The 22,720-nt window shown below is 71.3% G+C and carries 23 protein-coding genes; 13 read left to right on the forward strand and 10 right to left on the reverse strand.

The genetic code is table 11. The features are described 5' to 3' along the window. Positions 1-133 precede the first annotated feature (133 nt). Positions 134-1,627: a CocE/NonD family hydrolase gene (locus TCUR_RS12710; protein WP_012852916.1), complete on the forward strand. Its 1,494-nt coding sequence runs from the start codon at positions 134-136 to the stop codon at positions 1,625-1,627. A gap of 53 nt (positions 1,628-1,680) precedes the next feature. Here TCUR_RS12710 and TCUR_RS12715 read toward each other — a convergent pair whose 3' ends face one another. The 3 genes from TCUR_RS12715 to TCUR_RS27075 are packed head-to-tail and all read right to left on the reverse strand — an operon-like array spanning position 1,681 to position 2,865. After that, complete coding sequence (locus TCUR_RS12715) at positions 1,681-2,547, reverse strand: amidohydrolase family protein (protein WP_012852917.1); 867 nt, start codon at positions 2,545-2,547, stop codon at positions 1,681-1,683. Between the two features lie 4 nt (positions 2,548-2,551). Beyond that, positions 2,552-2,731: a hypothetical protein gene (locus TCUR_RS26490; protein ID WP_148233008.1), complete on the reverse strand. Its 180-nt coding sequence runs from the start codon at positions 2,729-2,731 to the stop codon at positions 2,552-2,554. Continuing rightward, complete coding sequence (locus TCUR_RS27075) at positions 2,728-2,865, reverse strand: hypothetical protein (RefSeq protein WP_169313024.1); 138 nt, start codon at positions 2,863-2,865, stop codon at positions 2,728-2,730. The genes TCUR_RS26490 and TCUR_RS27075 overlap by 4 nt, the downstream gene beginning before the upstream one ends. A 17-nt stretch (positions 2,866-2,882) precedes the next feature. Between TCUR_RS27075 and TCUR_RS27080 the strand changes: the two genes are divergently transcribed. Both TCUR_RS27080 and TCUR_RS12720 read left to right on the forward strand, forming a co-directional pair. Continuing rightward, a complete protein-coding gene (locus TCUR_RS27080) occupies positions 2,883-3,041 on the forward strand; it encodes a hypothetical protein (protein ID WP_012852918.1) in 159 nt (52 codons plus the stop codon). A 106-nt stretch (positions 3,042-3,147) separates the two neighbouring features. Next, entirely contained in the window at positions 3,148-3,948 is an 801-nt protein-coding gene (locus tag TCUR_RS12720; protein WP_148233009.1) for a TylF/MycF/NovP-related O-methyltransferase, read from the forward strand. A 349-nt stretch (positions 3,949-4,297) separates the two neighbouring features. On the opposite strand, the gene TCUR_RS12725 is transcribed toward TCUR_RS12720, so the two are convergent. After that, entirely contained in the window at positions 4,298-5,161 is an 864-nt protein-coding gene (locus tag TCUR_RS12725; protein ID WP_012852920.1) for a class I SAM-dependent methyltransferase, read from the reverse strand. A 77-nt stretch (positions 5,162-5,238) separates the two neighbouring features. Further along, on the reverse strand, positions 5,239-5,988 hold the full coding sequence (locus TCUR_RS12730) for an SDR family oxidoreductase (RefSeq protein ID WP_012852921.1): 750 nt from the start codon (positions 5,986-5,988) through the stop codon (positions 5,239-5,241). A 130-nt stretch (positions 5,989-6,118) separates the two neighbouring features. Between TCUR_RS12730 and TCUR_RS12735 the strand changes: the two genes are divergently transcribed. From TCUR_RS12735 to TCUR_RS12765, 7 genes are all read left to right on the forward strand, one after another. Further along, on the forward strand, positions 6,119-7,597 hold the full coding sequence (locus TCUR_RS12735) for an aldehyde dehydrogenase (protein ID WP_012852922.1): 1,479 nt from the start codon (positions 6,119-6,121) through the stop codon (positions 7,595-7,597). Positions 7,598-7,631: 34 nt separating this feature from the next. Next, complete coding sequence (locus TCUR_RS12740; RefSeq protein WP_012852923.1) at positions 7,632-7,859, forward strand: hypothetical protein; 228 nt, start codon at positions 7,632-7,634, stop codon at positions 7,857-7,859. Further along, positions 7,852-9,039, forward strand: a complete 1,188-nt coding sequence (locus TCUR_RS12745) for a cytochrome P450 (protein ID WP_012852924.1) — start codon at positions 7,852-7,854, stop codon at positions 9,037-9,039. The genes TCUR_RS12740 and TCUR_RS12745 overlap by 8 nt, the downstream gene beginning before the upstream one ends. A gap of 49 nt (positions 9,040-9,088) precedes the next feature. Continuing rightward, complete coding sequence (locus tag TCUR_RS12750; RefSeq protein ID WP_012852925.1) at positions 9,089-10,294, forward strand: cytochrome P450; 1,206 nt, start codon at positions 9,089-9,091, stop codon at positions 10,292-10,294. Beyond that, the gene (locus TCUR_RS12755) at positions 10,294-11,373 is read left to right on the forward strand and encodes a TIGR03857 family LLM class F420-dependent oxidoreductase (protein WP_012852926.1); all 1,080 of its coding nucleotides are present in this window, start codon (positions 10,294-10,296) and stop codon (positions 11,371-11,373) included. Before TCUR_RS12750 ends, TCUR_RS12755 begins: the two co-directional genes overlap by 1 nt. Beyond that, complete coding sequence (locus TCUR_RS12760) at positions 11,370-12,410, forward strand: phosphotransferase family protein (RefSeq protein WP_012852927.1); 1,041 nt, start codon at positions 11,370-11,372, stop codon at positions 12,408-12,410. The genes TCUR_RS12755 and TCUR_RS12760 overlap by 4 nt, the downstream gene beginning before the upstream one ends. A 447-nt stretch (positions 12,411-12,857) precedes the next feature. Next, on the forward strand, positions 12,858-13,187 hold the full coding sequence (locus TCUR_RS12765; protein WP_148233010.1) for a hypothetical protein: 330 nt from the start codon (positions 12,858-12,860) through the stop codon (positions 13,185-13,187). A gap of 55 nt (positions 13,188-13,242) precedes the next feature. Here the strand turns inward: TCUR_RS12765 and TCUR_RS12770 are convergent, their stop codons facing one another. Continuing rightward, entirely contained in the window at positions 13,243-14,010 is a 768-nt protein-coding gene (locus tag TCUR_RS12770; protein WP_012852928.1) for an enoyl-CoA hydratase/isomerase family protein, read from the reverse strand. 211 nt (positions 14,011-14,221) lie between these two features. Here TCUR_RS12770 and TCUR_RS27085 point away from each other — a divergent pair, with 211 nt between their 5' ends. After that, complete coding sequence (locus tag TCUR_RS27085; protein ID WP_169313025.1) at positions 14,222-14,392, forward strand: hypothetical protein; 171 nt, start codon at positions 14,222-14,224, stop codon at positions 14,390-14,392. Here the strand turns inward: TCUR_RS27085 and TCUR_RS12775 are convergent. The 3 genes from TCUR_RS12775 to TCUR_RS27335 all read right to left on the reverse strand — a co-directional run bounded on the left by TCUR_RS12775 (position 14,389) and on the right by TCUR_RS27335 (position 17,864). Then, positions 14,389-15,366, reverse strand: a complete 978-nt coding sequence (locus TCUR_RS12775; RefSeq protein WP_041439646.1) for a lysylphosphatidylglycerol synthase domain-containing protein — start codon at positions 15,364-15,366, stop codon at positions 14,389-14,391. The two genes, TCUR_RS27085 and TCUR_RS12775, sit on opposite strands and share 4 nt — an antisense overlap. A gap of 417 nt (positions 15,367-15,783) precedes the next feature. Beyond that, complete coding sequence (locus tag TCUR_RS12780) at positions 15,784-16,956, reverse strand: acyl-CoA dehydrogenase (protein WP_012852930.1); 1,173 nt, start codon at positions 16,954-16,956, stop codon at positions 15,784-15,786. A 590-nt stretch (positions 16,957-17,546) separates the two neighbouring features. Further along, on the reverse strand, positions 17,547-17,864 hold the full coding sequence (locus tag TCUR_RS27335; protein WP_041439649.1) for a hypothetical protein: 318 nt from the start codon (positions 17,862-17,864) through the stop codon (positions 17,547-17,549). 209 nt (positions 17,865-18,073) lie between these two features. Between TCUR_RS27335 and TCUR_RS12790 the strand changes: the two genes are divergently transcribed. Beyond that, positions 18,074-19,579 (forward strand): FadR/GntR family transcriptional regulator, encoded by a 1,506-nt coding sequence (locus tag TCUR_RS12790; protein ID WP_012852931.1) that lies wholly within the window; start codon positions 18,074-18,076, stop codon positions 19,577-19,579. 61 nt (positions 19,580-19,640) lie between these two features. On the opposite strand, the gene TCUR_RS12795 is transcribed toward TCUR_RS12790, so the two are convergent. After that, complete coding sequence (locus tag TCUR_RS12795) at positions 19,641-20,465, reverse strand: acyl-CoA thioesterase (protein WP_012852932.1); 825 nt, start codon at positions 20,463-20,465, stop codon at positions 19,641-19,643. Positions 20,466-21,952: 1,487 nt separating this feature from the next. Between TCUR_RS12795 and TCUR_RS12805 the strand changes: the two genes are divergently transcribed. Continuing rightward, on the forward strand, positions 21,953-22,420 hold the full coding sequence (locus TCUR_RS12805; protein ID WP_012852934.1) for a hotdog family protein: 468 nt from the start codon (positions 21,953-21,955) through the stop codon (positions 22,418-22,420). Positions 22,421-22,720: the final 300 nt, after the last annotated feature.

The raw sequence follows: 22,720 nt of genomic DNA on the forward strand, positions 1-22,720 counted from the left end.
GCGGGAGCCCGGCATCCACCACCCGCCCCGTATCTACCGCCGTGCGACCTATGTCACACTAAATGCGCCTATTGATCAGTAACTAGGTACTTGCAGAGATCGGAGTGCCGGGTTGAGTGGATTCCGCAAAGCGATGTCGCTGCTCGGGACGGGGACGGTGCTGGGGGCGCTCATGGTCGGCGCGCCCGCACCGGCCTCGGCCGCCGAGGGGTACTCCTACCGGGAGGTGACGATCCCCGGGGCGGGCGGGGTGAAGCTGGACGGGAACGTGTTCGTCCCCAAGGGCAAGGGGCCGCACCCGGCGATCGTGTTCATCTCCAGCTGGTCGCTGGAGGACCACGAGTACATCGCACAGGCGGTGAAGTTCGCCGAGCGCGGTTACATCGTGCTCAGCTACACCGCCCGGGGGTTCTTCAACTCCGGCGGCGGGATCGATGTGGCCGGGCCGCTGGACATCGCCGACGGGTCCAAGGCCATCGACTGGCTGATCGCGAACACGCCGGTGGACCGGCGGCGCATCGGCTTCGGCGGGATCTCCTACGGGTCGGGGATCAGCCTGATGCTGGCGAGCAAGGACCCGCGGGTGTCGGCGGTCGTCGCGATGGACACCTGGGGCGACATGGTGGAGTCGCTGTATGCCGGGCAGACCCGGCACTCCCAGATCTACTACCTGCTGTTCGCCTCGGGACGGCTGACGGGGCGCTACAGTCCGCAGACCGCCCGCGTCATGGCCGACTACGAGGCCAACCGCAACATCCCGCAGGTCATCCGGTGGGGCAAGGAGCGCTCCCCCCGCACTTACCTGCAGGGCATCAACAAGCGCAAGGTGCCGGTCTACATCCTCAACGCCTACGGGGAGAGCCTCTTCCCGCCCAACCAGCTGCTGGACTACTTCGGCCGCCTGAAGGGCCCCAAGCGGCTGCGCCTGGGCATCGGGGACCACGCCTCCACCAACCTCACCGGCGTCCTGGGGCTGCCGAACGCCGGCTGGCGGGACGCCCACCGCTGGTTCGACCGCCACCTGCGCGGCGTCCGCAACGGCATCGACAAGGAACCCTCGCTCCACTCCGAGGTCGCCTGGAGCCGCAAGGTCGAACGCGCCCGCTCCTGGGAGTCCTACCGCCGCGCCCCGGTGACCACCGCCCTGGCCAAGCGCTCCTTCCGGGCCGGTCAGGACACCGTGGCCAACGGCGGCATCGCCCTGCTCAGCGGTGGCGGGCAGACCTTCGGCGTGCCCATCACCGCCCCCACCAAGCGCATCTCCCGCCGCGACGCCGCGGTGTGGACGCTGCCGGCCCGCAAGAAGACCGTCCGCCTGCGCGGCATCCCCCGCCTGCAGGCGTCCGTCACCCCCAGCGGCAAGAGCGTCACCCTCATCGCCTACCTGTACGACGTGGACGCCAAGGGCACCGGACGGCTCATCACCCACAACGCGACGACCCTGCGCTCATCCAAGCCGGGCCGCACCCACCGCCTCTCCCTGCCGTTGCAGGCCACCGCCTACGACGTCCCGCGCGGCCACCGCATCATGCTGGTCGTCGACACCAAGGACCCCCTGTACTGGGACGCCACCGTCCCCGGCATGGTCAAGATGACCAACGCCCGCCTGACCCTGCCGGCCGGCTGACCGCCCGGGCGGGAGGCCGCCCCGCCGGGGGACGGCCTCCCGCCCGGGTGACTTCAGGTGAGCTTGAGGATGCGGGCGGCGTTGTCGTACAGGAACTTCGGCCACACCGAGTCTTTGAAGGGGACGGCGGGCAGCTCGCGCATGATGCGGTCCAGCGTCAGGCCCATGGGGAAGTAGCCGGCGTAAAGGACCTTGTCGGCGCCGCGGGTGTTGGCGTAGTCGATGATCTCGCGCGGATAGTGCTTGGGGGCGAAGGCGCTGGTGGAGTAGTGCAGGCCCGGCCACTTGAGCATGAGCTTGACGGCCAGGTCGGTCCAGGGCTCGCAGCCGTGGCGGGTGACGAGGGTCAGCTCGGGGAAGTCGTACATGACCTCGTCCAGGTACTCCACCTTCTGCGGTTCCATCCGCACCCGGGGGCCGGGCACCCCGGCGCACACGAAGATGGGCAGGTCCAGCTCCACGCACTTGGCGTAGATCGGGTACATCTTCTTGTCGTTGATGGCGACCTGCGGGAACGTCCCGGCGGGGAAGACGTCCACGGCGCGGATGCCGTACTCGGCGTGCATGGCGACGATCTCGCGGACGGCGTCCATGCCCTTGTTGGGATCGACGCTCAGGCAGCCGACGAACCGGTCGGGGTGCTCGCGCACCGCGCGTCTGCCCTCTTCGCTGCGGAGGCCGACCAGGCCGACGGCGATGCCGTGTTTGTCCATCTCCGCCAGCGTCACCGCGACCGGGTCCTCTTGCAGCCCCTCGTGGTCGGGAATGTCCTTGAACATGTAGCCGGCCGGCATCTTCAGCCGTTCCCTGGACTCGGCGTCCTTGGTCTGCCGGGTGATGTGGGCGTAGGCCTGCTTCGGGTCCCGCATCGGGAACCCGATCATCGTGTCGATGATCGGCTGCCCCTCGGGGATGGGCATGTGATCACTCCCCCTCGGCTCGTCGGGTGATCAGTTCCCGGAACGGTACGTCACGGCCGGGCGATCGTTCTCGGGGCAGTCCCAAGATCCATTCAGCGATGGCGAGGCGCCGGGTTTCGCCGGTGCCGCGGCCGCTGCCGTCAGGCACCGCGCTCGAAGGCGTCAGGCCGGCCAGCAGGCTCAAGAGCATTCGATGGCCAGGGCGAGCCCGGCGGCGGCCCGGGCGCGGCGGGCCATGAGCGGCCTCATGATCGAACCTTCGGGGCCGGGCAGCCGTCCCCGGTTCAGCGCGGCCCGCAGCCCCAGGACGCACAGCACCTCGCGAGGGTGTGCACGTGGGCCAGGCGCCGCTGAGCACCGCGCCCGGCAACGACCTGCACCGCCACCTGGCCGACGAGGCGCATGCGATGGAGCTCGGCTCGCACAGCCCCGGATTCCGGGAGGACATGGGCGCCTTCGCCGAGCGCCGCTCCCCCGGCCTCGGCGGCCGGTGAGTCCGGCCGGGCGGGGGCGCCGGCAAACAGACCAGGAACAAGATCCGGACGTGCCTTTACTCCTCCGTCCCCGTGCGACGGGTCTTCCCCGTGATGTCATGTGGAGGTGAGCGGATGGAGGAGGCGGACGAACCGGATACTGGCCTCGGTCACCGGATACCGGCTGACCAAGGCCGCGGCTCCGCAGCGGCCTCCGAAGGCGGAGAAGAAGCGTCCGAAGGCCGGAAAAGACAAGTTCCCGGCCGACTTCGATGAGGACTACCGCGCCATCATCAAAGCCGTCCGCCCGTACACGATGACGGGCAACGCCAAGCTGCACGCCCTGATCACCGCGACCCGCTACATCCACGACCATGCGGTGCCCGGCGCGATCGTCGAGTGCGGGGTGTGGCGGGGCGGCAGCATGCACGCCGTGGCGCGGACGCTGGACATGGCCGGCGACCACTCCCGGGACCTGTACCTGTTCGACACCTTCGAGGGCATGCCTCCGCCGTCCGGGCACGACCTGCGGCACGACGGCCGCTCCGCCGCCCACCTGCTGGCCGCCTCCGACCGCACCGCCGGCGTGTGGGCCTACGCCTCACTGGAGGACGTCCAGGAGGGGTTCGCCCAGGTGCCCTACCCGGCCGAGCGGATCCACTATGTGCAGGGCCCGGTGGAGGAGACCGTCCCCGCCAAAGCGCCCGAGCAGATCGCGCTGCTGCGGCTGGACACCGACTGGTATGCCTCGACCAAGCACGAGCTGGAGCACCTGTATCCGCGCCTGGTCTCCGGGGGCGTGCTCATCATCGACGACTACGGGTACTGGAAGGGCGCGCGCAAGGCCACCGACGAGTTCCTCGAGCGCACCGGCGAGCGCCTGCTGCTCATCCGCATCGACACCGGCCGGATCGCCGTCAAACCCTGACTCCGGGACGTCCCTCGGCCCCGGCTGCGGCCCGGGAGAGGCTCAGTCCACCGTCCGGCGGGGCTCGCGTTTTCCGGCGAAGACGGCCGGGCCTTCGGTCTGGTCGGGGTGGCCCCACAGCCCGCCGGGCCGGTCCGCCCGCAAGCGTTGAGAACCACCACGCCGAACTTGTCGCGGAAGCGCCAGACCTGGGCGGGGCGATCGAGCGGACGACCCTGAGCGGCCCCAGCGCAGTCGATGAGAACATCCTGGCCGAACGGTGCCCGGCCCGTCCAAGGAACCCGGCCCACGGGAGGGCGGGCCGTGGCGGAAGGTCCCCCGCGGCCGGGCGGCCGTCCCGGGCGGTGGGTCACTCCTTGACCGCGAAATGGACGGTTTGCGCGTCCAGCAGGAACACATCGGGGCGGCGGCGCAGTCCCGCCGGGTCGTCGGGATCCAGCAGGCGGTCGAGGGTGGCCAGGTCCTCGGCCGGCAGGTGCTCGGCGGTGGCCTCCCGTTCGCGTTCCAGCATGGCGATCAGGTGGTCGCGGACCTTCGGCGGGACGGGGGCCGGCAGGTCGAGCAGGAAGCTGCGGGTGCCGGCGGGTTTCAGGCCGGCGGCGGCCAGCAGGGCGGGCCAGTCCTCCACCTCGTGCCGGGCATCGGGCAGCGCCGAGCGCATCGCGGCGAACCACTCCTCCCGGGCGGCCTCCAGCCGGGCCTGCAGGCCGGGACGGCCGATGCCGATGTCGCGCGGCAGCCAGCGGGCGGGCAGGCCGCCTTCCAGCAGGACGAGCAGACCGCCGGCGGCCATGGCGCGCGCCGCGGCGGCCAGGGCGGCCTTCTGGTCGCCCACGTGGTGCAGGGAGTGGCCGAACCAGACCACATCGGCCCCCGCCAAGCCGGCGAAGGCGTCGGGGATCTGGCCGAGCAGGGTGCGGACGCGCAGGCCCGCCGCATCAGCGCGCCGCTGCGCGCGTTCCAGCAGCGCCGGGGCGTTGTCGAGGGCGACGACCTCGGCGCGGGGGAAGGCTTCGGCCAGGGCGCAGCTGACCACGCCGGGTCCGCTGCCGGCGTCGATGATCAGGGACGGGTCGGGCATGCGCTCGCGCACGGCGTCGATGATCTGCGCATACAGCGGCCGGTAGACCTCGGCGCGGAGTTCGATGGACTCGCCCATGGCGTTCCAGTCGAGGTCCTTGCCGTGGCCGTGGTGGTGAGAGTGATCGCCCATGCCTTTCTTCCCCTCGGCTCGCTCCGTGCGCCGCGCCCTCTGTCAGTGTAGGCGGGCGGGAAGGACGAGGGGGTGTTTCAGAGGCGGACGATGTGGCCGCCGTCGACGGCGATGATCTGGCCGGTCACCCAGCTCGCCTCGTCCGACAGCAGGAACTTCAGCGCGCCCACGTGGTCGGCGGGGGTGCCCATGCGTTTGATCATCAGGCCCTGGACCATGGGGTCGATGAGCTCGGCGGGCACCACCCGGCGGGTGGCGGCGGTGTCGGTGGGGCCGGGGGCGATGGCGTTGACGCGGATGCCCATCCAGCCCAGCTCGGCGGCCAGGTTGACGGTCAGGCTGTTGAGGGCGGCCTTGGCGATGGAGTAGAAGCCGCCGGCCATCCAGGCGGCGGTGGAGGACTGGTTGACGATCGCGCCGCCGCCGCGTTCGCGCATCGCCTTGTGAACGGCGCGGGTGCAGTGCAGCGCGCCGTCCATGTTGACCGCCATGAAGCGGCGGTAGTAGCCCAGGTCCACCTTCATCAGGGACTCGATCTGCATGCCGCCGTAGATGGCGGCGTTGTTGACCAGGTAGTCGATGCCCCCGTACGCGGCGACGGCGGCGTCGGCCATGGCCTGGGCGCTGGCGGGGTCGGCCACGTCCACGACGACGGCACGGGCGGTGCCGCCGGTGGCGGCGATCTCCTTGGCGACCCGCTCGGCCTGCTCGCCGTTGAGGTCGGCGACCACGACCTTGGCGCCCTCGGCGGCCAGGGCCTTGGCGTACGCCTCGCCTATGCCTTGACCCGCGCCGGTGACGATGGCGACTCTGTCTGCGAAGCGCATCGACGCCTCCTCGGTGGCCGGGACGGACCCGCACTCTCGCGCCATTGGCGGCCCTGAATTTTGCCGATAATATATATCATTAAGTTTTCAAATCGGGCCGGCGGTGCCGCGTCGACCGGAAGGGGCCGCGATGGCGGACGGGCAGGCAGACATCGCGCGCGAAGAGCGGATGCTGATCGGCGGACGGCTGGTGGAGGCCCGCGACGGAGGCGTCTTCCCCAACGTCAACCCCGCCACCGAGGAGGAGATCGGCGTCACCGCCGACGGCACCGCCGCCGACATGGACGCCGCGATCGCCGCCGCCCGCCGCGCCTTCGACGAAACCGACTGGCCGCGCGATGTGCGCTTTCGCGTCCACTGCCTGCGCCAGCTGCAGCAGGCGCTGACCAAGCACGCCGAACGGCTGCGCGCCACCATCGTCGCCGAGGCCGGCTCACCGGTGACGCTGACCCACGGCGCCCAGCTCGACTCCCCCATCGAAGGGCTCGGCTGGGTCGCCGACCTGGCCGAAAACTACGCGTGGACCACCGACCTGGGGGTCGCCGAGCCATACGGCATCCGCTCGCGCCGGCTGCTGCGGCGCGAGCCGATCGGCGTGGTCGGGGCGATCACGCCGTGGAACTTCCCCATGCAGATCAACCTCGCCAAGATCGGTCCCGCCCTGGCCGCCGGCAACACCGTGGTGCTCAAGCCCGCCCCCGACACCCCGTGGACGGCCACGCTGCTGGGCCGGCTGGCCGCCGAGGAGACCGACCTGCCGCCGGGGGTGCTCAACGTGGTGCCCTCCTCCAGGCACGAGCTGGGCGCCCTGCTGGCCGAGGACCCGCGGGTGGACATGATCTCCTTCACCGGCTCCACCGCGGTGGGCCGCTCGGTGATGGCCGCCGGAGCCGCCACCATCAAGAAGGTCTTCCTGGAGCTGGGCGGCAAGTCGGCGCTGCTGGCGCTGGACGACGCCGACATGCGCGCGGTGGTCGGCAACGCCGCCTTCCAGATCACCACCCACGCCGGGCAGGGCTGCGCCATCCTCACCCGGCTGGTGCTGCCGCGCTCCCGCTACGCCGAGGGCCTGGAGATGCTGGTGGAGACGCTGCGCGAGTGGCCCTATGGCGACCCGGCCGACCCGGGCACCCTCATGGGGCCGCTGATCAACGAGCGGCAGCGGGAGCGGGTGCTGGGCTACATCGACAAGGGCGTCGCCGAGGGCGCCCGCCTGGTGCTCGGCGGCGGCGTCCCCAAGCACCTGCCCACCGGCTACTACGTGGAGCCGACCGTGCTGGCGGAGGTGGACGAGAACGCCACCGTCGCCCAGGAGGAGATCTTCGGCCCGGTGCTGTGCGTGCTGGCGCACGACGGGGACGACGATGCGGTGCGGATCGCCAACAACTCCCGCTACGGCCTGTCGGGCATGGTGATCAGCGCCTCGGCCGAGCGCGCCCGCGCGGTCGCCGACCGGGTCCGCACCGGGACGATCTCGGTCAACGGCGGCCTGTTCTACGGGCCCGACGTCCCCTTCGGCGGCTACCGGCAAAGCGGGGTGGGCCGGGAGAGCGGCGTGGCCGGGTTCGAGGAGTACCTGGAGATCAAGGCCATCGCCGAGCGCCTCTGACCGGCCCTGGGGCTGCGGAAAGGCCGGGTACCCGATGAACAGCAGATCTCTGGCGGGCGGGCGGCCGGTGACCGCCGGGGCCTCCGCCGGCATCGGCCGCCCGCTCCCCGGAGTGATCGCCACCGCGACCGGCCCGCCCGGCGCCGGGTTCGGCCACCTCGCCCTGCGCTCGCCGTCCCCGGCCACCGGCCCCTTCGACAGCGCCCCGGGTCTGCCGCCGGCGCAGGCCGCCACCCCCGAGCAAGGAGCCGCCCATGGTTGAGTACAACCCGTTCAACCGGGAGATCGTGCACAACCCCTTCCCCGTCTATAAACGGCTGCGCGATGAGGCGCCCGTCTATCACAACCCCGAGATCGGGTTCTGGGCGTTGTCGCGCTATGAGGACGTCATCGCCGCCCACCTGGACACCGACACCTTCTCCAGCGCGCACGGCGTCACCATCGAGGGCGTCGACCGGGGCGCCCCGTTCCTGATCGTCAAGGACCCGCCCGAGCACACCCTGCACCGCAAGATCGTGGCGCGGATGTTCACCCCCCGCCGCATCGCCCGGCTGGAGCCGTTCGTGCGCGCCACCGCCGCCGAGCTGCTGGACCGGGTGCGCGATGCCGACCGGTTCGACCTGGTGCAGGACTTCTCCTTCCGGCTGCCGCTGGAGGTCATCAGCGAGCTGATCGGCATCCCGGTCTCGCTGCGCGAACGCGTCCACGAGCTCAGCGACCGGATCGCCGCGCGCACCGAGGAGGGCACCCCCGAGGACGCCTACCGGGCCGGCGCCGAGCTGTGGGAGCTGCTGGCCGGGCTGGTCCGGGAACGCCGCCGCGACCCCGGCGACGACGTGATCACGCTGCTGATGAACACCCAGGTGGAGGACGAGGACGGCCGGATGCGCTCGCTGAGCGATGAGGAGCTGGCCTTCCGTTTCCTGGAGCTGGCCTTCGCCGGGCACGAGACGGTCGCCAAGCTCATCCCCAACGGCGCCATCGCCTTGACCTGGTACCCCGACCAGCGCCGCGAGCTGGTGGCCGACCCGTCACTGATCCCCAACGCGGTGGAGGAGATGCTGCGCTGGGATCCGCCCTCGCACTACCAGGGCCGCTGGACCACGCGCGAGGTGGAGCTGCACGGCGTCACCATCCCGGCCGACCAGCGCGTCATCCTCCTGACCGGGTCGGCCGTCCACGACGAGCGCAAATACCCCGAGCCTGAGCTGTTCGACATCCACCGCGACATCGACCGGCACGTCAGCTTCGGCTTCGGCCGCCACCTGTGCCTGGGCGCCTCCCTGGCCCGGCTGGAGACCCGGGTGGCCTTCGAGGAGCTGCTCAAGCGGTTCCCCGACTTCGGCTTCGACGAAAGCGGCGTGCAGCGGCACTACTCCAGCAACGTCCGCGGGCTGTCCAGCCTGCCGCTGGTCATCGAACGGACCGCGGCGACCGTGTGAGCCCGCCCATCCCCCATTCCACCCCCCGTCCGGGAAGGGAGCACCGGCGATGCCCGACCACCCCGTCAACGACGCCATCAACCTGCTCAGCGGGGAGTTCTGGGGCCGCAACCCGCACGAGGAGCTGCGCTGGATGCGCCAGAACGCCCCCGTCTACTACGACGAGAACTCCGGGGTCTGGGGGATCTCCAAGTACGCCGACCTGAAGATGATCTCCCGGACCCCGCAGGTGTTCTCCAACGCCCACGGCATCCGCCCCGACGCCCCGGCCATGGCGATGATGATCGACATGGACGATCCGGCGCACAAACTGCGGCGCAAGCTGGTCAGCGCCGGGTTCACCCGGCGCCGGGTGGCCGCCCAGGAGGGCTATCTGCGGCGGGTGTGCGATGAGATCATCGACGGGGTGTGCGAGCGGGGCGAGTGCGACTTCGTCGCCGACATCGCCGCCCAGCTGCCGCTGATCGTGATCGGCGACGCCCTCGGCTTCGCCCCCGAGGACCGGCCGCTGCTGCTGAAGTGGTCCGACGACATGGTGCGGGCGCTGACCGGGGGCGATGACCCGCGGCTGCTGACCGACGCCGCCGAGGCGTTCGCGGGGTTCACCGAGTACGCCGCGCGCGCCATCGAGCAGCGCCGCACCGACCCGCGCGATGACCTGCTGAGCGTGCTGGTCCACGCCGAGGTGGACGGCGAGCGGCTGGACCGCGACTCGCTGGTGCACGAGGCGCTGCTGATTCTCATCGGCGGGGACGAGACCACCCGGCACGTCATTTCCGGCGGAATGTACCAGTTGTGCATCCATCCCGATCAGCGCCGCAAATTGCTCGACGACCCCGGGAAGATCCCCGCGGCGGTGGAGGAAATGTGCCGATGGGTTTCCCCCGTCAAGAACATGAACCGCACCGCCACCCGTGACTTCGAGTTGCGCGGCCAGCTCATCCGAGAGGGCGACAAGGTGCTGCTGCTGTACCCGTCAGCCAATCGGGACGAGGAGGTCTTCGACGACCCGTTCCGTTTCGATATCGAACGCTCTCCCAACGACCACATCGCCTTCGGCAACGGCCCGCATTTTTGCCTGGGCAACAGCCTGGCCCGCCTGGAGATGAAGGTGATGTTCGAGCAGCTGCTGGCGCGGCTGCCCGACATCGAGCCGGTGGAAGAGGGCGAACCGCCCCACCGGCCGGCCAACTTCGTCTCCGGTTATGAGACCTTCAAAGTCCGTTTCACCCCCTCCCCCCGAATGGCGGCTTGATGGACGTCCTTCCCGAACTTGGTTTCTACGGCCTGGCCGGTCACACCTCCACCCCGCGCGACCTGCTGGACCAGGTCCGCGACGGAGAACGGCTGGGGCTGGGCGCGGTGTTCTTGTCCGAGCGTTTCACCACCAAAGAGGCGGCCACTTTGTCGGGGGCGGCCGGGGCGGTCAGCGAGCGGATCGGCATCGCCACCGCGGCCACCAACCACAACACCCGCCACCCGCTGCTGACCGCCACGTTCGCCACCACCATGCACCGCCTGACCGGCGGGCGGTTCGCCCTGGGCCTGGGACGCGGTTTCGACCTGCTGTTCGATGTGATGGGGCTGCCGCGCATCACCACGGCCCAGCTGGAGGACTTCATCGGGATCATGCGGCGGCTGTGGCGGGGCGAGGCGGTGGCCGGCCACGACGGGCCGGCGGGCCGCTTCCCCTACCTGCGCCAGGACCCGTCCTTCGACGAGGACATCCCGATCATGCTGGCCGCCATCGGGGAGCGGACGCTGGAGTTCGCCGGGTCGGTGGCCGACGGGGTGGTGCTGCACACCTTCTTCACCGACGAGACGCTGGCCCGGTCGGTGGCGGCGGTGCGGCGCGGCGCCGAAAAGGCCGGCCGGGACCCCGAGTCGGTGCGGGTCTGGTCGGTGCTGGCCACCGTCGGCGACCACCTGGATGAGGAGGCGCGGCTGCGCAAGCTGGTCGGACGGCTGGCGACCTACCTGCAGGGCTACGGGGACCTGCTGGTGCGGGTCAACGGCTGGGACCCGCGGGTGCTGGAACGGTTCCGGGCCGATGAGCTGGTGCGCGGCTTCCCCGGCGCCTTCGATGCGATCGCCACCACCGAGCAGCTGGAGCACATGGCCACGCTGCTGCCCGAGGAATGGCTGGCCGCCTCGGCGACCGGCAGTCCCGAAAACTGCGCCGAGCGCGTGGTGGAGCAGTTCTCGGCGGGCGCCGACGGCGTCATCCTGCACGGCGTCACCCCCGCCGAGGCAGAGCCGGTGGTGGCGGCCTACCGCAAGATCCGCCCGGCCGGCATGCCGTCCGGCCCCGACCTGAACCCTGGACGACGATGAACGCACACGTGCCCTCCGGCCCCGACGAGCTGACCCCCGAATGGCTGAGCCGGGCGCTGGGCGCCGAGGTGACCTCGGTGTCCTGGGAGCGGGTCGGCTCCGGGCAGATCGGCGCCTGCTACCGGCTCACCCTGAAAGGCGAGGAGAAGGTCCCGGCGCGCCTGGTCGCCAAGATGGCCTCCGAGGACCCCACCACCCGGGCGTTCCTGGCCTCCGCCTACCGCACCGAGGTGCTGTTCTACCGGGATGTGGTCCCGACCGTGGCGGTGCGCACCCCCCGCTGCCACTACCAGGCGATCGCCGACGACAACTCCGCGTTCGTGTTGCTGCTGGAGGACATGGCCCCCGCCGAGCAGGGCGACCAGCTGGCCGGGTGCACCCCGCAGCAGGCCGCCGCGGCCGTGACCAACCTGGCCGGGCTGCACGGGCCGCGCTGGTGCGACAAGACCCTGACGGAGATCCCGTGGCTGAGCGTCGTCACCGAAGACGACGCCGCCGTCCTCACCGAGGTCTTCGCCCCCGCGGTGGACGCCTTCGTCCAGCGCTTCACCGGCCGGCTATCGGATGAGGACATCGACACGCTGCGCCGCGTCGCCGACCGCATCGCCGCCTGGGCGGTGGCCCGCCCCGAGCGGTTCGGCCTGGTGCACGGCGACTACCGGCTGGACAACCTGCTGTTTGCTCCCCCGCCGCAGCAGACGGTGACGGCGGTGGACTGGCAGACGCTCAGCATCGGCCACCCGGTGCGCGACCTGTCCTTCTTCCTGGGCACCGCCATGGATCCCGCCGAGCGCTCCGCGCACGAGCGCGCCCTGGTGGAGACCTACCACACCGCTTTGACCGGTTACGGGGTGGACGACTACGACCTGCAGTCCTGCTGGGAGGACTACCGGTTCGGCGCGCTGCAAGGCCCCCTGATCACGGTGCTGGGCTGCGCGGTCGGCACCCCCACCGAGCGCGGTGACCGGATGTTCTTGGCCATGACCCGCCGTTCCTGCGCCGCGATCCGCGAGCTGGGCTCCCTGGAGCTCATCTGAGCCCGGAGGCCGCGTGTTCCACTGCCAGAACCCGGAATTATGAGCGGCGCGACGCCGTCGCCCGGGTGACGCCCAACGCGATCGACCTGCAGACGATGGAGGAGATCGCTAACTGCCGGCAGGCGCTGCGCGACGACGACAGCGTCCGGCTCGTCGTGCTGACCGGCGCCGGGGAGAAAGCCTTCACGGACCGCAACGCCACCTCCCTGGCGCACCCCGCTGCGCCTGGGCGACCGCCTGCCGCCCAGGACCGCCGGCGACCTGCGGAAGCCGGTGATCGCCGCGGTCGACGACATGGCCTGCGACAGGGCGTTCTACCTGGTGGGGGGAGGCGGAGTTCATCATCTCCGCCGAGCACGCCACCTTCTTCAAGCCGCACAACGCCTGAGGCATGTCGGCGGTGCTGGAGCCGATGCCGCAGCGGATGCCGCCGGCAAGGTCATGCGCATGACGCTGATGGGTTCCCACGAACGCCTCAGCGCCCACCGCGCCCGCGAGATCGGCCTGGTCCAGGAAGTGGTCCCCGCCGCCGAGCCGCACCAGGCCGCCCCCGCCATGCGCAACGACGCCGAGGGCATCCTGCTGTGGGCGATCCCCTCCCGGAAGGAGTGGGCCGAGATCGAACGGGACGAGGCCGCGGGGCGTTCCCGGCTGCTGAACCGGGCCGCTCCGCTGATCCGCGACCGGCGGTGCATCCTCCTGGCCGGCTCTCCGCTGTGCCCGTTCCGCACCGGCCGCCTGCCCCCGTGCGAGGACCGCGCCGACTGGTCCGGCTGACCTCCGGTCCTTGGGACGGGGAGTGCTCCGGGCGGGAACGGCGTGTTGAAAAGGCTCAGTCCAGGCGGGACAGCACGTTGTCGGCGGCCGAGGCGTCGCGCAGCAGGGCGTCGAAGGCGGCGCTCTCGCGTTCCATGGCGCGGCGGACGCCGTCGCGGTGGGCCTCGGTGATCAGGCGTTTGGTGGCCAGCAGGGAGCGCAGCGGCTTGGCGGCGATCTGCCGGGCCAGCTCGTGCGCGGTATCCAGCAGGGTGTCCGGGGGGCAGGTGCGCAGGGCCAGGCCCGAGGCGACGGCCTCCTCGGCGGTGATCCACTCGCCGGCCAGCAGGGCCAGGGCGGCCCGCTGGTGGCCCATGCGCAGCGGCAGCAGGTAGCTGCTGCCGGCCTCCGGGGCGACGCCCATGGTGGTGAAGGGGGCCAGCAGACGGGCGCCTTCGGCCAGCAGCACCAGGTCGCAGTGGGCCAGGATGGTCAGCCCCAGCCCCACGCCGGTGCCGTTGACGGCGGCCACCAGCGGTTTGGGGAAGTCCACCAGGACGTCCATCAAGGTGGTGAAGCCCTTGCCGGCGTCCCCGACCGGCTCGCCGGCGGCGTGGGCGCGGGCGATGTCGGCCATCTCCTTCAGGTCGGTGCCGGCGGTGAAGGTGCGGCCGGTGCCGGTCAGCAGCACCACCGAGATCTGATCGTCGGTGGCGGCCTTGGTCAGGGCGTCGGCGACCGCCAGGTAGAGGGTCTCGTTGAAGGCGTTGGCCGCCTCGGGCCGGTTGAAGACCAAGGTGCGCACCCGCTCCCGGTCTTCGATCCGCAGCACGTCGCTCGTCATGATCGATCCCTTCTGGTGCTGCCGCGCCCTTGGCGGTGACCGTAATCAATATTATATTTTTTACTCACCAGTAACACTGCTGGCAACAGGGCGGATATGCGACCTGCCCGGCCGTCGTCCTCGCCGCGCCCGAGGCCGACGGCCGGGGCACCAGAACCCGCGGCACACGGACCGCCAGGGGCCGGACTTCGCCGGGCAGACGCACTGGACCTTGATCCTGGAGGAGCCGACCCCGGCGGGAGAAACAGCGGGTGGTTTTCCGCAGTGGGCCGCCGGCCGGCCGGGGAACGACCTGGAAACGGTCATCGGCAACGTCACCGAGCTGTCGATGGCCCTGCACACCACGACCTTGCGCCGGCCGAGCCGCAAGGCGCGCTCCTAAGAGCCCCGCCCGCCGACGGCGGCGACGGTGAGCAGGCCGATGGGGACGGGCGCCCAATGCGTGACGGCGCGGAAGATCAGCACGCCCGACATCGCGCCCGCGGTCTCCACGCCGGTGGCGGCCAGCAGGGCCACCAGGGCCGCTTCGGTGGAGCCGAGCCCGCCGGGGCCCGGGACGGCGCCTCCCACGGCGGCGCCGATCATGTAGACCACGATCAGGGTGCTGAACCGGCTCCAGGAGGCGGTGCCGGGGACCGCCAGCACGCTGAGCGCGAACGCCACGCCCATGACCAGCGTGGTGGCGGCGGAGGCGACCAGCATGACCGCCAGATCCCGGGGGCGCCGCAGCAGCTGCGCCCCGGCGGCCAGCGGGCCGCGCAGCCACTCCCCCAGCCTCCCCCGCAACGCCCAGGCCGCCACCGCACCACAGGCCACGGCGACGGCCGCCACGGCCAGGAACGGGCCGGCCTTGCCGCGCAGCCACTCCCCCACTTGCGCCGACAGCACACCGCCGCCGGTGCCCACCGCGATCGGGGTCACCACGGCGAACAGCGCCAGGTCGGCGAGCGCGCCGCCGATCTGCAGCATGCCGGCCAGGGCCAGCGCCCGGGAGGCCGGGACGCCCCGGCCGGCCAGGTAGCGGGCGTTGACCGCCACGGTGCCCAGCCCGCCCCCGGTGATCCGGTTGGCCGTCGCCGCGGTGAACTGCGCCATCGTCGCCTGCAGCGGGGGCAGCCGCTGACCGGCCGCGCCGCCCAGGGCCACCGCCGCCAGCCAAAAATGCACCGCCACGAGCAGCACCAGCACCGGCACCACCGCCCAGTGCGCATCGGCCAGCGCCGCGACCGCCCCGCGGACCGTGGCGGCGGCCTCGCCGTTGGACAGTCCCCAGTACGTCCCCGCCGCCAGCAGCACCCCGGCCGCCGCCCATCCGACGCCCCGGCCCGGCCATGGCCGGATGCCGTGGCGGGTCACGGTGGGGCCGTGGCCGGAGGACCTCTCCGCGGGTCGATGACCGGCTGGGATGACATCCTGCACCATCGTTTTCCCCTCGACGACCGAGCTGTGGGCTTTCGGCCCCGGCGTGCTTGAAAAGGCCCAATGCCAGCAAACCCTTTCCCGTCGTCGGAAACAGTGGTGCGGCCTTGCCAATCGGGGGTGGGGCCAGCACCACCATCTCGGGTACAGCCACCGTCACCCGGCCGGTGCCCGCTGCGTGAGCGGTGAATCCTCATCGGCGGGCGGTGTTCACGTCCACCCTGCCGTGTCCGGGTCGTGTTCATACGGCCATGCTCGCCGGAGCGGCTCGACCGTCGCCGGAAGAGACGGGCATGCATGCCGAAGGCCCGGCCGCTGCAGGTCCGCGGCCGGGCCTTCGGGTTTCGTCCGCTGCTACTTCTTCAGCAGTTGGCGGGCCATCACCATCCGCTGAATCTGATTCGTCCCCTCATAAATCTGCGTGATCTTCGCATCCCGCATCATCCGCTCCACCGGGAAATCCCGCGTATACCCATACCCACCCAGCAACTGCACCGCATCCGTGGTCACCTTCATCGCCACATCCGACGCCAAACACTTACACGCCGAGGACACAAAGGTCAGATCCGGCACACTCTCCCCACGCATCACCCGCTCAGACTTGACCGCCGCATGATAAGTCAACTGCCGCGCCGCCTCGATCTGCATCGCCATATCGGCCAGCATGAACTGCACACCCTGAAAATCAGCGACCGGCCGGCCGAACTGACGACGCTCCTTCACATACCCCAGCGCATAATCCAACGCCCCCTGCGCAATCCCCAACGCCTGGGCGGCAATGGTGATCCGCGTGTGATCCAACGTCGCCAACGCCGTCTTGAACCCGGTGCCCTCCGCCCCGATCATCCGCTCGGCCGGCACCCGCACATCCTCCAAGATCACCTGACGGGTGGGCGACCCCTTGATCCCCAGCTTGCGCTCCGGCGGCCCGAACGACACCCCCTCATCGTCCTTGTCCACCACGAACGCCGAAATCCCCCGCGCCCCCTTACCCGGATCGGTGACCGCCATCACCGTGTAGTACTGCGACACCCCCGCATTGGTGATCCACATCTTCACCCCGTTGAGCACCCAGGCATCCCCATCACGCACCGCCCGGGTCTTCATCGAGGCCGCATCCGACCCGGCCTCCGGCTCCGACAGCGCATAGGAGAACATCGCCTCCCCCCGCGCCACCGGCGCCAGATACCGCCGCTTCAGCTCCTCAGAACCGGCCAGCAGCAACGGCATCGTGCCCAGCTTGTTGACCGCCGGGATCAACGACGAAGAGGCGCACACCCGCGCCACCTCCTCGATCACGATCACCGTGGCCAGCGCATCGGCCCCGGCACCCCCATAAGCCTCCGGGATGTGCACCGCATGCAACTCCGCCGCCACCAGCGCATCCAACGCCTCCTGCGGAAAGGCGCCGCTCTCATCCACCTGCGCGGCATACGGAGCGATCTTGGTCTCAGCCAGCTCACGCACCGTCCGCCGCAGCAACTCATGCTCCTCCGACGGGGCGTACGCGGGAAAATCGGCACTCATCCTCAGACTCCTTCGGCTGCTCGTCGCATCGTCCATCCCACGGCCCGCCCGGCACCGCCCGCCTCGGAGAACACCCGCCGGCCTGCTCCAGGGCACGGACACCAGTCGATTGGCCATCCGATATTAGGATGTCAAATTAATTTGCACGGATGCCCTGGTCAAGCCGGTGGACCGCCGGCCCCTCAGGCCCGGTGATCGCACGGCCGCCGCGCCACCCGCCGGCCGTGTTTCCCATCGGCCGCGAGAGCAATGAGCGGTGGGCTCCTTTCCCGAAAGTCCGCCGCCGTGCAGCGGCCTCACGACGGATGACCAGGGCGAGACGGCTCGTGCGCGCCGGACCGCGCCAGGTCGCTTCCCCGGGAGGTGCAGGCTACGACCAGGCCGAGACGACGGGTTGCAAGTACAGGGCGGGTCTTGGGCCACTGTGTGACGATACGCCTCTGGCGAGGTTCGCCGCTCTTCGGCACCGCCGTGCGGGGCATAACGCTCGTTGGGGAGGCGTCCTTGGATCTGTGGCGTCGGTCACCGGAACGGCCGAAGGCTGTGCGCCCCCGGTGTCCGGGCGGCGCAGGGTGCGCCGTCGTAGCAGGTCACAGGATGGCGATCGCGCGCTCCGGGCAGGAGCCGACGGCGGCGCGTGGTGGCAAAGCACGGGTTTTCGCTCGCGGCGCGGTGCTCGGCCTCGACACCGTGGCCGCCTTCAACATCAGCCGCCCGGCCGCCGCGCGCATGAACGTCAACGAACCCGAGGACGGCGAGCGCGGTGTCATCATCAACACTTCCTCCATCGCCGCCTTCGAGTCCAGATCGGGCAGGTCGCCCGCACCGCGGCCAAAACCGCCATCGCCGGGATGTGCCTGACCAAGGCCCGTGACCTGGACCCGCTGGGCCTCCCAGGTACCGGCCATCGTCGACGACCGGATGCTCAACGGCCGCCGCCTGTACCCGGACGGCGGGCAGCGTCTGGCGCCCAAGCAGCCGCCGGGCATGCCTCCCCCGCCCGGTGACGGAAAAGAGTGTTATCAAAGCCACGGCGACTGCAATCACAGCGGCATGGGGACACGGACGGAAACTACACTGAGGATCCTTTGATCCCTGTGGAGGAGTCGACCGTCCCATGGCGAGAGCCGACGTGAACGCCCCGGTCGCCGACATGGAGGAGCCGGCTGCAGTGCGGGGTCCAGGCGGACGGCGGCACCCCGACGGGGCCCCGGCGGGCAAGCTGGCCGCCCAGATCGCCCGGCGGATCGAAGACGACATCATCCGGCTCGGCTGGCCGGTCGGGCGCAACCTGGGCTCGGAGGCCGAGCTGCGCGAGCGCTACCAGGTGAGCCGGTCGGTGCTGCGCGAGGCGGTGCGGCTGGTGGAGCACCACCGGGTGGCGCGGATGCGCCGCGGCCCAGGCGGCGGCCTGCTGGTGACCGCCCCCGACGCCGGGCCGGCCGGCCACGCCATGGTGATCTACCTGGACTACGTGGGCACCAGCGTCGATGACCTGATGGACGCCCGGCTGCTGCTGGAGCCGCCGGCGGCGGCGCTGGCGGCCGAGCGGCTCACCGAAGACGGCATCGAGCGGCTGCGGCGCGTGCTGCGCGAAGAAGAGGAGCGGCCCGAAGAGCCCGGCGCGTGGCCCCGGGACCGGCTGCACACGCTGCTGGGCGAGCTGTCGGGCAACCCCGCGCTGCACCTGTTCATCGACGTGCTCACCCGGCTGACCGCCCGCTATGCCCACCACTCCCGCCGCATCTCCAACGCGGAGGCCGCACGCGCCAAGGCGGGCTCGCGGCACGAGCACGCCCGTCTGGTCGACGCGGTGGTCTCCGGGGACGCGGGCCTGGCCCAGGCACACCTGACCGAGCACCTGCACCAGATCGCCGACTGGCTGCACCGGCACCGCGCGCCGGAGGGCGCCCCCGCGGTGCCGGCCGAGCCGCGGCCGCCGGGCGGCCCCGGCGCCAAGCTGGCCGAGGTCATCGCCGCCCGCATCCACGACCAGATCGCCGCCGCGGGCTGGCCGGTCGGGCAGGTGCTGGGCTCGGAGACCGACCTGCTGGTCCGCTACGGCATCAGCCGGGCGGTGCTGCGCGAGGCGGTGCGGCTGCTGGAGCACCACCGGGTGGCGCGGATGCGCCGCGGCCCGGGCGGCGGCCTGGTCGTCACCGTCCCCGAGCCGGACGCCGGCATCGACACCATGGCCCTGTACCTGGACTATCAGGGCGTCACCGGTGAGGACCTGCGGGTGGTCCGCGACGCCATCGAGCTGGGCACGCTGCGGCGGGTGACCGCCCGCCACCGCGACCCGCAGGTCGCCGAACGGCTGCACGCCGCGCTGGAGCGCACGGCCGAGTGGCTGGGGCCGGGACGGGCGGGCGCCGACCTGTTCCACACCGAGCTGGCCGAGCTGTCCGGCAACCCGGTGCTGGTGATGTTCCTGCGCACCCTCACCGAGCTGTGGGCCCGGCACACCGCCGCCCAGGAGCAGCCGCCGCCCGGCCTGGAGGCCGCCGCCGAGGTCGAACGGGTCCACCGCCGCATCCTGGAGGCGATCTTGGACGGCGACCAGAGCATGGCCCAGTACCGCATGCGCCGCCACCTGAAGGCGCTGACCGCCTGGTACCACTGAGCGTTCCGCTCCCCGGTCCCGCCCCGCGCAGATCACCCGGCCGGAACCGGGGAGCGGGCCCTCACCGGGAGCGGGGCGCGCGGAACAGGGCCTCTTGAGCGAGGCTGGCGACCAGGACGCCCCTGGCGGTGTGGAGCGTTCCGGTGTACCAGCCGCGGCCGCCCGCCACAGTGTGCGGGACCAGATCCATCAGCACCCATTCGTCCATGCGCACCGGACGGTGGAACCACACCGCGTGGTCCAGGCTGGCCCCCGGCATTTCGGGGCCGTCGCTCTCGATGGCCGCCAGGCCGGTGGAGATGTCCGACAGGTATGTCAGGACGCAGGCGTGCACCAGGTCGTCGTCGGGCAGGGCGTCGGTGCAGCGGGCCCAAAAGCGGGTCGGCCAGCGCGTGGGGCGGGGCTGGGGCGGCAGGCGGCATTCCACCGACTGCAGCCGGGGCAGGGTCGTCGGGGCGAGCCCTTCCGGGGCGGGGGCCTCGGGCGCCGGGTGGACCTGCCGGTCGACGCCGGGCTGGGGCGTATGGAAGGACACCGACATGTTGAAGATGACCTCGCCGCCCTGCAGCGCCACGACCCGCCGGGCCGAGAAGCTGCGTCCGTCCCGGTCGCGTTCGACCCGGAAGATCGTCGGCCGGGCGGCGTCCCCCGCGCGCAGGTAGTAGCCGTGCAGGGAGTGCGGAACCCGCCCTTGGGGCACGGTGCCGCCGGCGGCGCGCAGGGCCTGGGCGGCGACCTGGCCGCCGTAGAGGCGGGGCGGGTCGTCGAACACCGTGGCGGCCCGGTAGAGGTCCCGGTCGATCTCTTCCAGGTCCAGCAGTTCCAGGAGGGACGGGCCGGTCTCCTCGTCCCGGTCGAGGCCCGGAAGAGGATTCAGTGAGCGCATACCCGGACATTAGTGGAGCGGTGTCGGCGGTTTTCAGGCGGCCCCCTCATTGAGTGCCCTTTTCTTGGGGAGTCTTGGGGAGGGTGCCGTTCGCATGCGGATGCGGCGGGCTCGGTTCGGGAGGCGGTCCGCCGTCCGGCGGCCGGGCCGGTCACCACCTCACGGCCCGGGCCGGGGGCGTCCGTGATGCGGCCGGCATGGTGGGCACCGCCATCGCCCGGGTGATCGCCTCTGCCGCACGGTCTTCGGCCATGCGGACGGGGAGAACGCCGGCGAGGTGACGAAGCGGCGGCCGCATACAGGTCGGTCAGCGCGTTGGACACGGCCACGATGTAGTAGGGCGGCACTCGCATCAACGCCGCCTCGTACTCGCCCGCGGCCATGAACTTCACCGAGTTCAGCACGTACGACACCAGATCGCGGTGCCGTAGCACAGGGCCTGGGGGGCGGAGGTAGTGCCGCCGGTGTAGATCAGTGCCGCCGCGCTCTCGGTCCCGGCGGGCTCCTCTAGCGGGCCGCCGACAGCGGTATCCGGGAACTCCTGCAGGGTGCATGCCCTCAGCCCAACCTGCTCCGGCATCCCCAGCCAGCCCCTCGTCGGCGATCGCATGAACGCACGGGTCGCCTGGCCGGCAGCCCTCCCACGACGACCCGGCCGCCAAGCCCTCGCCGCCATGTCCAGCGGCATCGTCATGTGCACCGCACGCTCCGGTCGGTCATCGCGCGGGCCGGTTTTGGTCCGAGGCCGACGAGGGCTTGGCTGCCTTGAGCGACAGCGACTCGCCGTTGACGGCCGCCGTGCCCGACTTGGCGCACAGCAGCTCCGTCATCGGCCTTCGTGGACGTAGCGCCTGCCGAGGAGGCGCCGTCCTGTTGGGCGGGCCCGCGGCCTGCGCGGGGGCGGCCAGTTCCACACCGCCGTGCTCCCGGCGCCTCGTCCTCGCCGGGAGCGCGCACCAGGAGGCTTTCTTCATGCCGTCGACGGCGTCGGCCACCTGCTGCCCAGGACGCAGCTTCCTCGCAGGGTCCTTCACATGCGTGCGGAGGGCATCGGCCGGCGGACGGTTCGCCCGCCTGAAACCGATATCGGGCGAAATCCTCCACTATAGGTGCGCTGCGATCAGAACGGGAGAGACGAGCGGCTTCTTTTTCTTAGAGAGGATGCTCATCGTCGTCAATCAAGCACGTTGCGACACCATCTGCCCCATATAGGCAAATCAAGAATCTGCCTGAAGTGCCGCGCAATTCTCAGCAAGACTTGAGAGCGGCCAACCCGAGCACAGCTCCCCTCTCCCCAAAACCAGACATTAAAGGTATAAGAATTTGAGAAGTCGCGGGTGCCGAGCCGACGGCCTTCCCGTCCGCCCGCAGCGGTGCGGGAAGGCCCGGCGTGCGATGCGGAAGTGACACGCGAAGCGGCCGATGAGCCCCGGGACCGCTTGCGGCGGCCCGCACCCGGCCGGAATGGCGCGGCGGAGTTCGGACCGATGATCGAGGCGCTGCGCCTGCTGCGGGAGCGGATCGCCGGCGCCGCGTCCGCGCATCTGCTGGAAGAGAGGACACGCACCTTCAAGGAGCGGGCCGGAGCGCTGGAGCCGTTCACCGTGCAGGAGCGGGACCGGCTCGCCGGAAGACTGCCGGGCCGCTCCGGCCGGGGCCGGGCCCTGACTCCCGCCTTCCACGTGGACGAGCACGGTCCCTCCCACATCCGCGGCCGGTGCACCTTCAGCCGACACCACCTGGGCGGTAACTGGGTCGTGCACGGCGGGGTCATCCCGCTGACGTTCGAGGACGTGCTCGGACGGCCAACGCCGGCGGCGCGCACGGCCCACCTGCGCGTGGACTACCGGCTCCTCACCCCCATCGGGCAGGAGGATCCGGGTGGAGGCCGGGAGCGAGCGGGAGCAGGGACACAAGCACCTGCTGACCGGGCCATGGACCACGGCGCCCCCTGACCGGGGAAGCGAAGGCCCTGTTCGTGGTGCTGCGGCCCGGCCGACCCCGATCCGCCTTCGGTCAGCGTCGGTGAAGCGCGGCGTTCCAGAAGACGCGGATGCCTTCTTGGAAGTCCCGGCCGCGCAGGCTCGGCTCCACGGCGCGGGCCTCGGGGCCGGCTCCGGGTGCGGCCCGACGGCGGCCACGCCGTCCGGTTGTCCGGTGGCGCGGCGGCAGCGGTGCGGCCGGGTTCGTTCGGGCGTCTTCAAGAGCCGGGGCTCGGGCCGGGCGGTGGCGGCCCGCTCGCGCAGTGGGTCGGG

Origin of the sequence: Thermomonospora curvata DSM 43183 (assembly GCF_000024385.1) — a bacterium.
GTDB classification, from domain to species: domain Bacteria; phylum Actinomycetota; class Actinomycetes; order Streptosporangiales; family Streptosporangiaceae; genus Thermomonospora; species Thermomonospora curvata.

Bases quoted from the DNA above. Each gene is read 5' to 3' on its own strand.
- TCUR_RS27335 (WP_041439649.1), bottom strand. From the start codon at position 17,864: ATGGCCGGTACCTGGGAGGCCCAGCGGGTCCAGGTCACGGGCCTTGGT.
- TCUR_RS12750 (WP_012852925.1), top strand. From the start codon at position 9,089: ATGCCCGACCACCCCGTCAACGACGCCATCAACCTGCTCAGCGGGGAG.
- TCUR_RS12725 (WP_012852920.1), bottom strand. From the start codon at position 5,161: ATGGGCGATCACTCTCACCACCACGGCCACGGCAAGGACCTCGACTGG.
- TCUR_RS12770 (WP_012852928.1), bottom strand. From the start codon at position 14,010: ATGACGAGCGACGTGCTGCGGATCGAAGACCGGGAGCGGGTGCGCACC.
- TCUR_RS12790 (WP_012852931.1), top strand. From the start codon at position 18,074: ATGGCGAGAGCCGACGTGAACGCCCCGGTCGCCGACATGGAGGAGCCG.
- TCUR_RS12710 (WP_012852916.1), top strand. From the start codon at position 134: ATGTCGCTGCTCGGGACGGGGACGGTGCTGGGGGCGCTCATGGTCGGC.
- TCUR_RS12715 (WP_012852917.1), bottom strand. From the start codon at position 2,547: ATGCCCATCCCCGAGGGGCAGCCGATCATCGACACGATGATCGGGTTC.
- TCUR_RS12795 (WP_012852932.1), bottom strand. From the start codon at position 20,465: ATGCGCTCACTGAATCCTCTTCCGGGCCTCGACCGGGACGAGGAGACC.
- TCUR_RS12755 (WP_012852926.1), top strand. From the start codon at position 10,294: ATGGACGTCCTTCCCGAACTTGGTTTCTACGGCCTGGCCGGTCACACC.
- TCUR_RS12745 (WP_012852924.1), top strand. From the start codon at position 7,852: ATGGTTGAGTACAACCCGTTCAACCGGGAGATCGTGCACAACCCCTTC.
- TCUR_RS12740 (WP_012852923.1), top strand. From the start codon at position 7,632: ATGAACAGCAGATCTCTGGCGGGCGGGCGGCCGGTGACCGCCGGGGCC.
- TCUR_RS12765 (WP_148233010.1), top strand. From the start codon at position 12,858: ATGACGCTGATGGGTTCCCACGAACGCCTCAGCGCCCACCGCGCCCGC.
- TCUR_RS12805 (WP_012852934.1), top strand. From the start codon at position 21,953: ATGATCGAGGCGCTGCGCCTGCTGCGGGAGCGGATCGCCGGCGCCGCG.
- TCUR_RS12780 (WP_012852930.1), bottom strand. From the start codon at position 16,956: ATGAGTGCCGATTTTCCCGCGTACGCCCCGTCGGAGGAGCATGAGTTG.
- TCUR_RS12730 (WP_012852921.1), bottom strand. From the start codon at position 5,988: ATGCGCTTCGCAGACAGAGTCGCCATCGTCACCGGCGCGGGTCAAGGC.
- TCUR_RS12735 (WP_012852922.1), top strand. From the start codon at position 6,119: ATGGCGGACGGGCAGGCAGACATCGCGCGCGAAGAGCGGATGCTGATC.
- TCUR_RS12760 (WP_012852927.1), top strand. From the start codon at position 11,370: ATGAACGCACACGTGCCCTCCGGCCCCGACGAGCTGACCCCCGAATGG.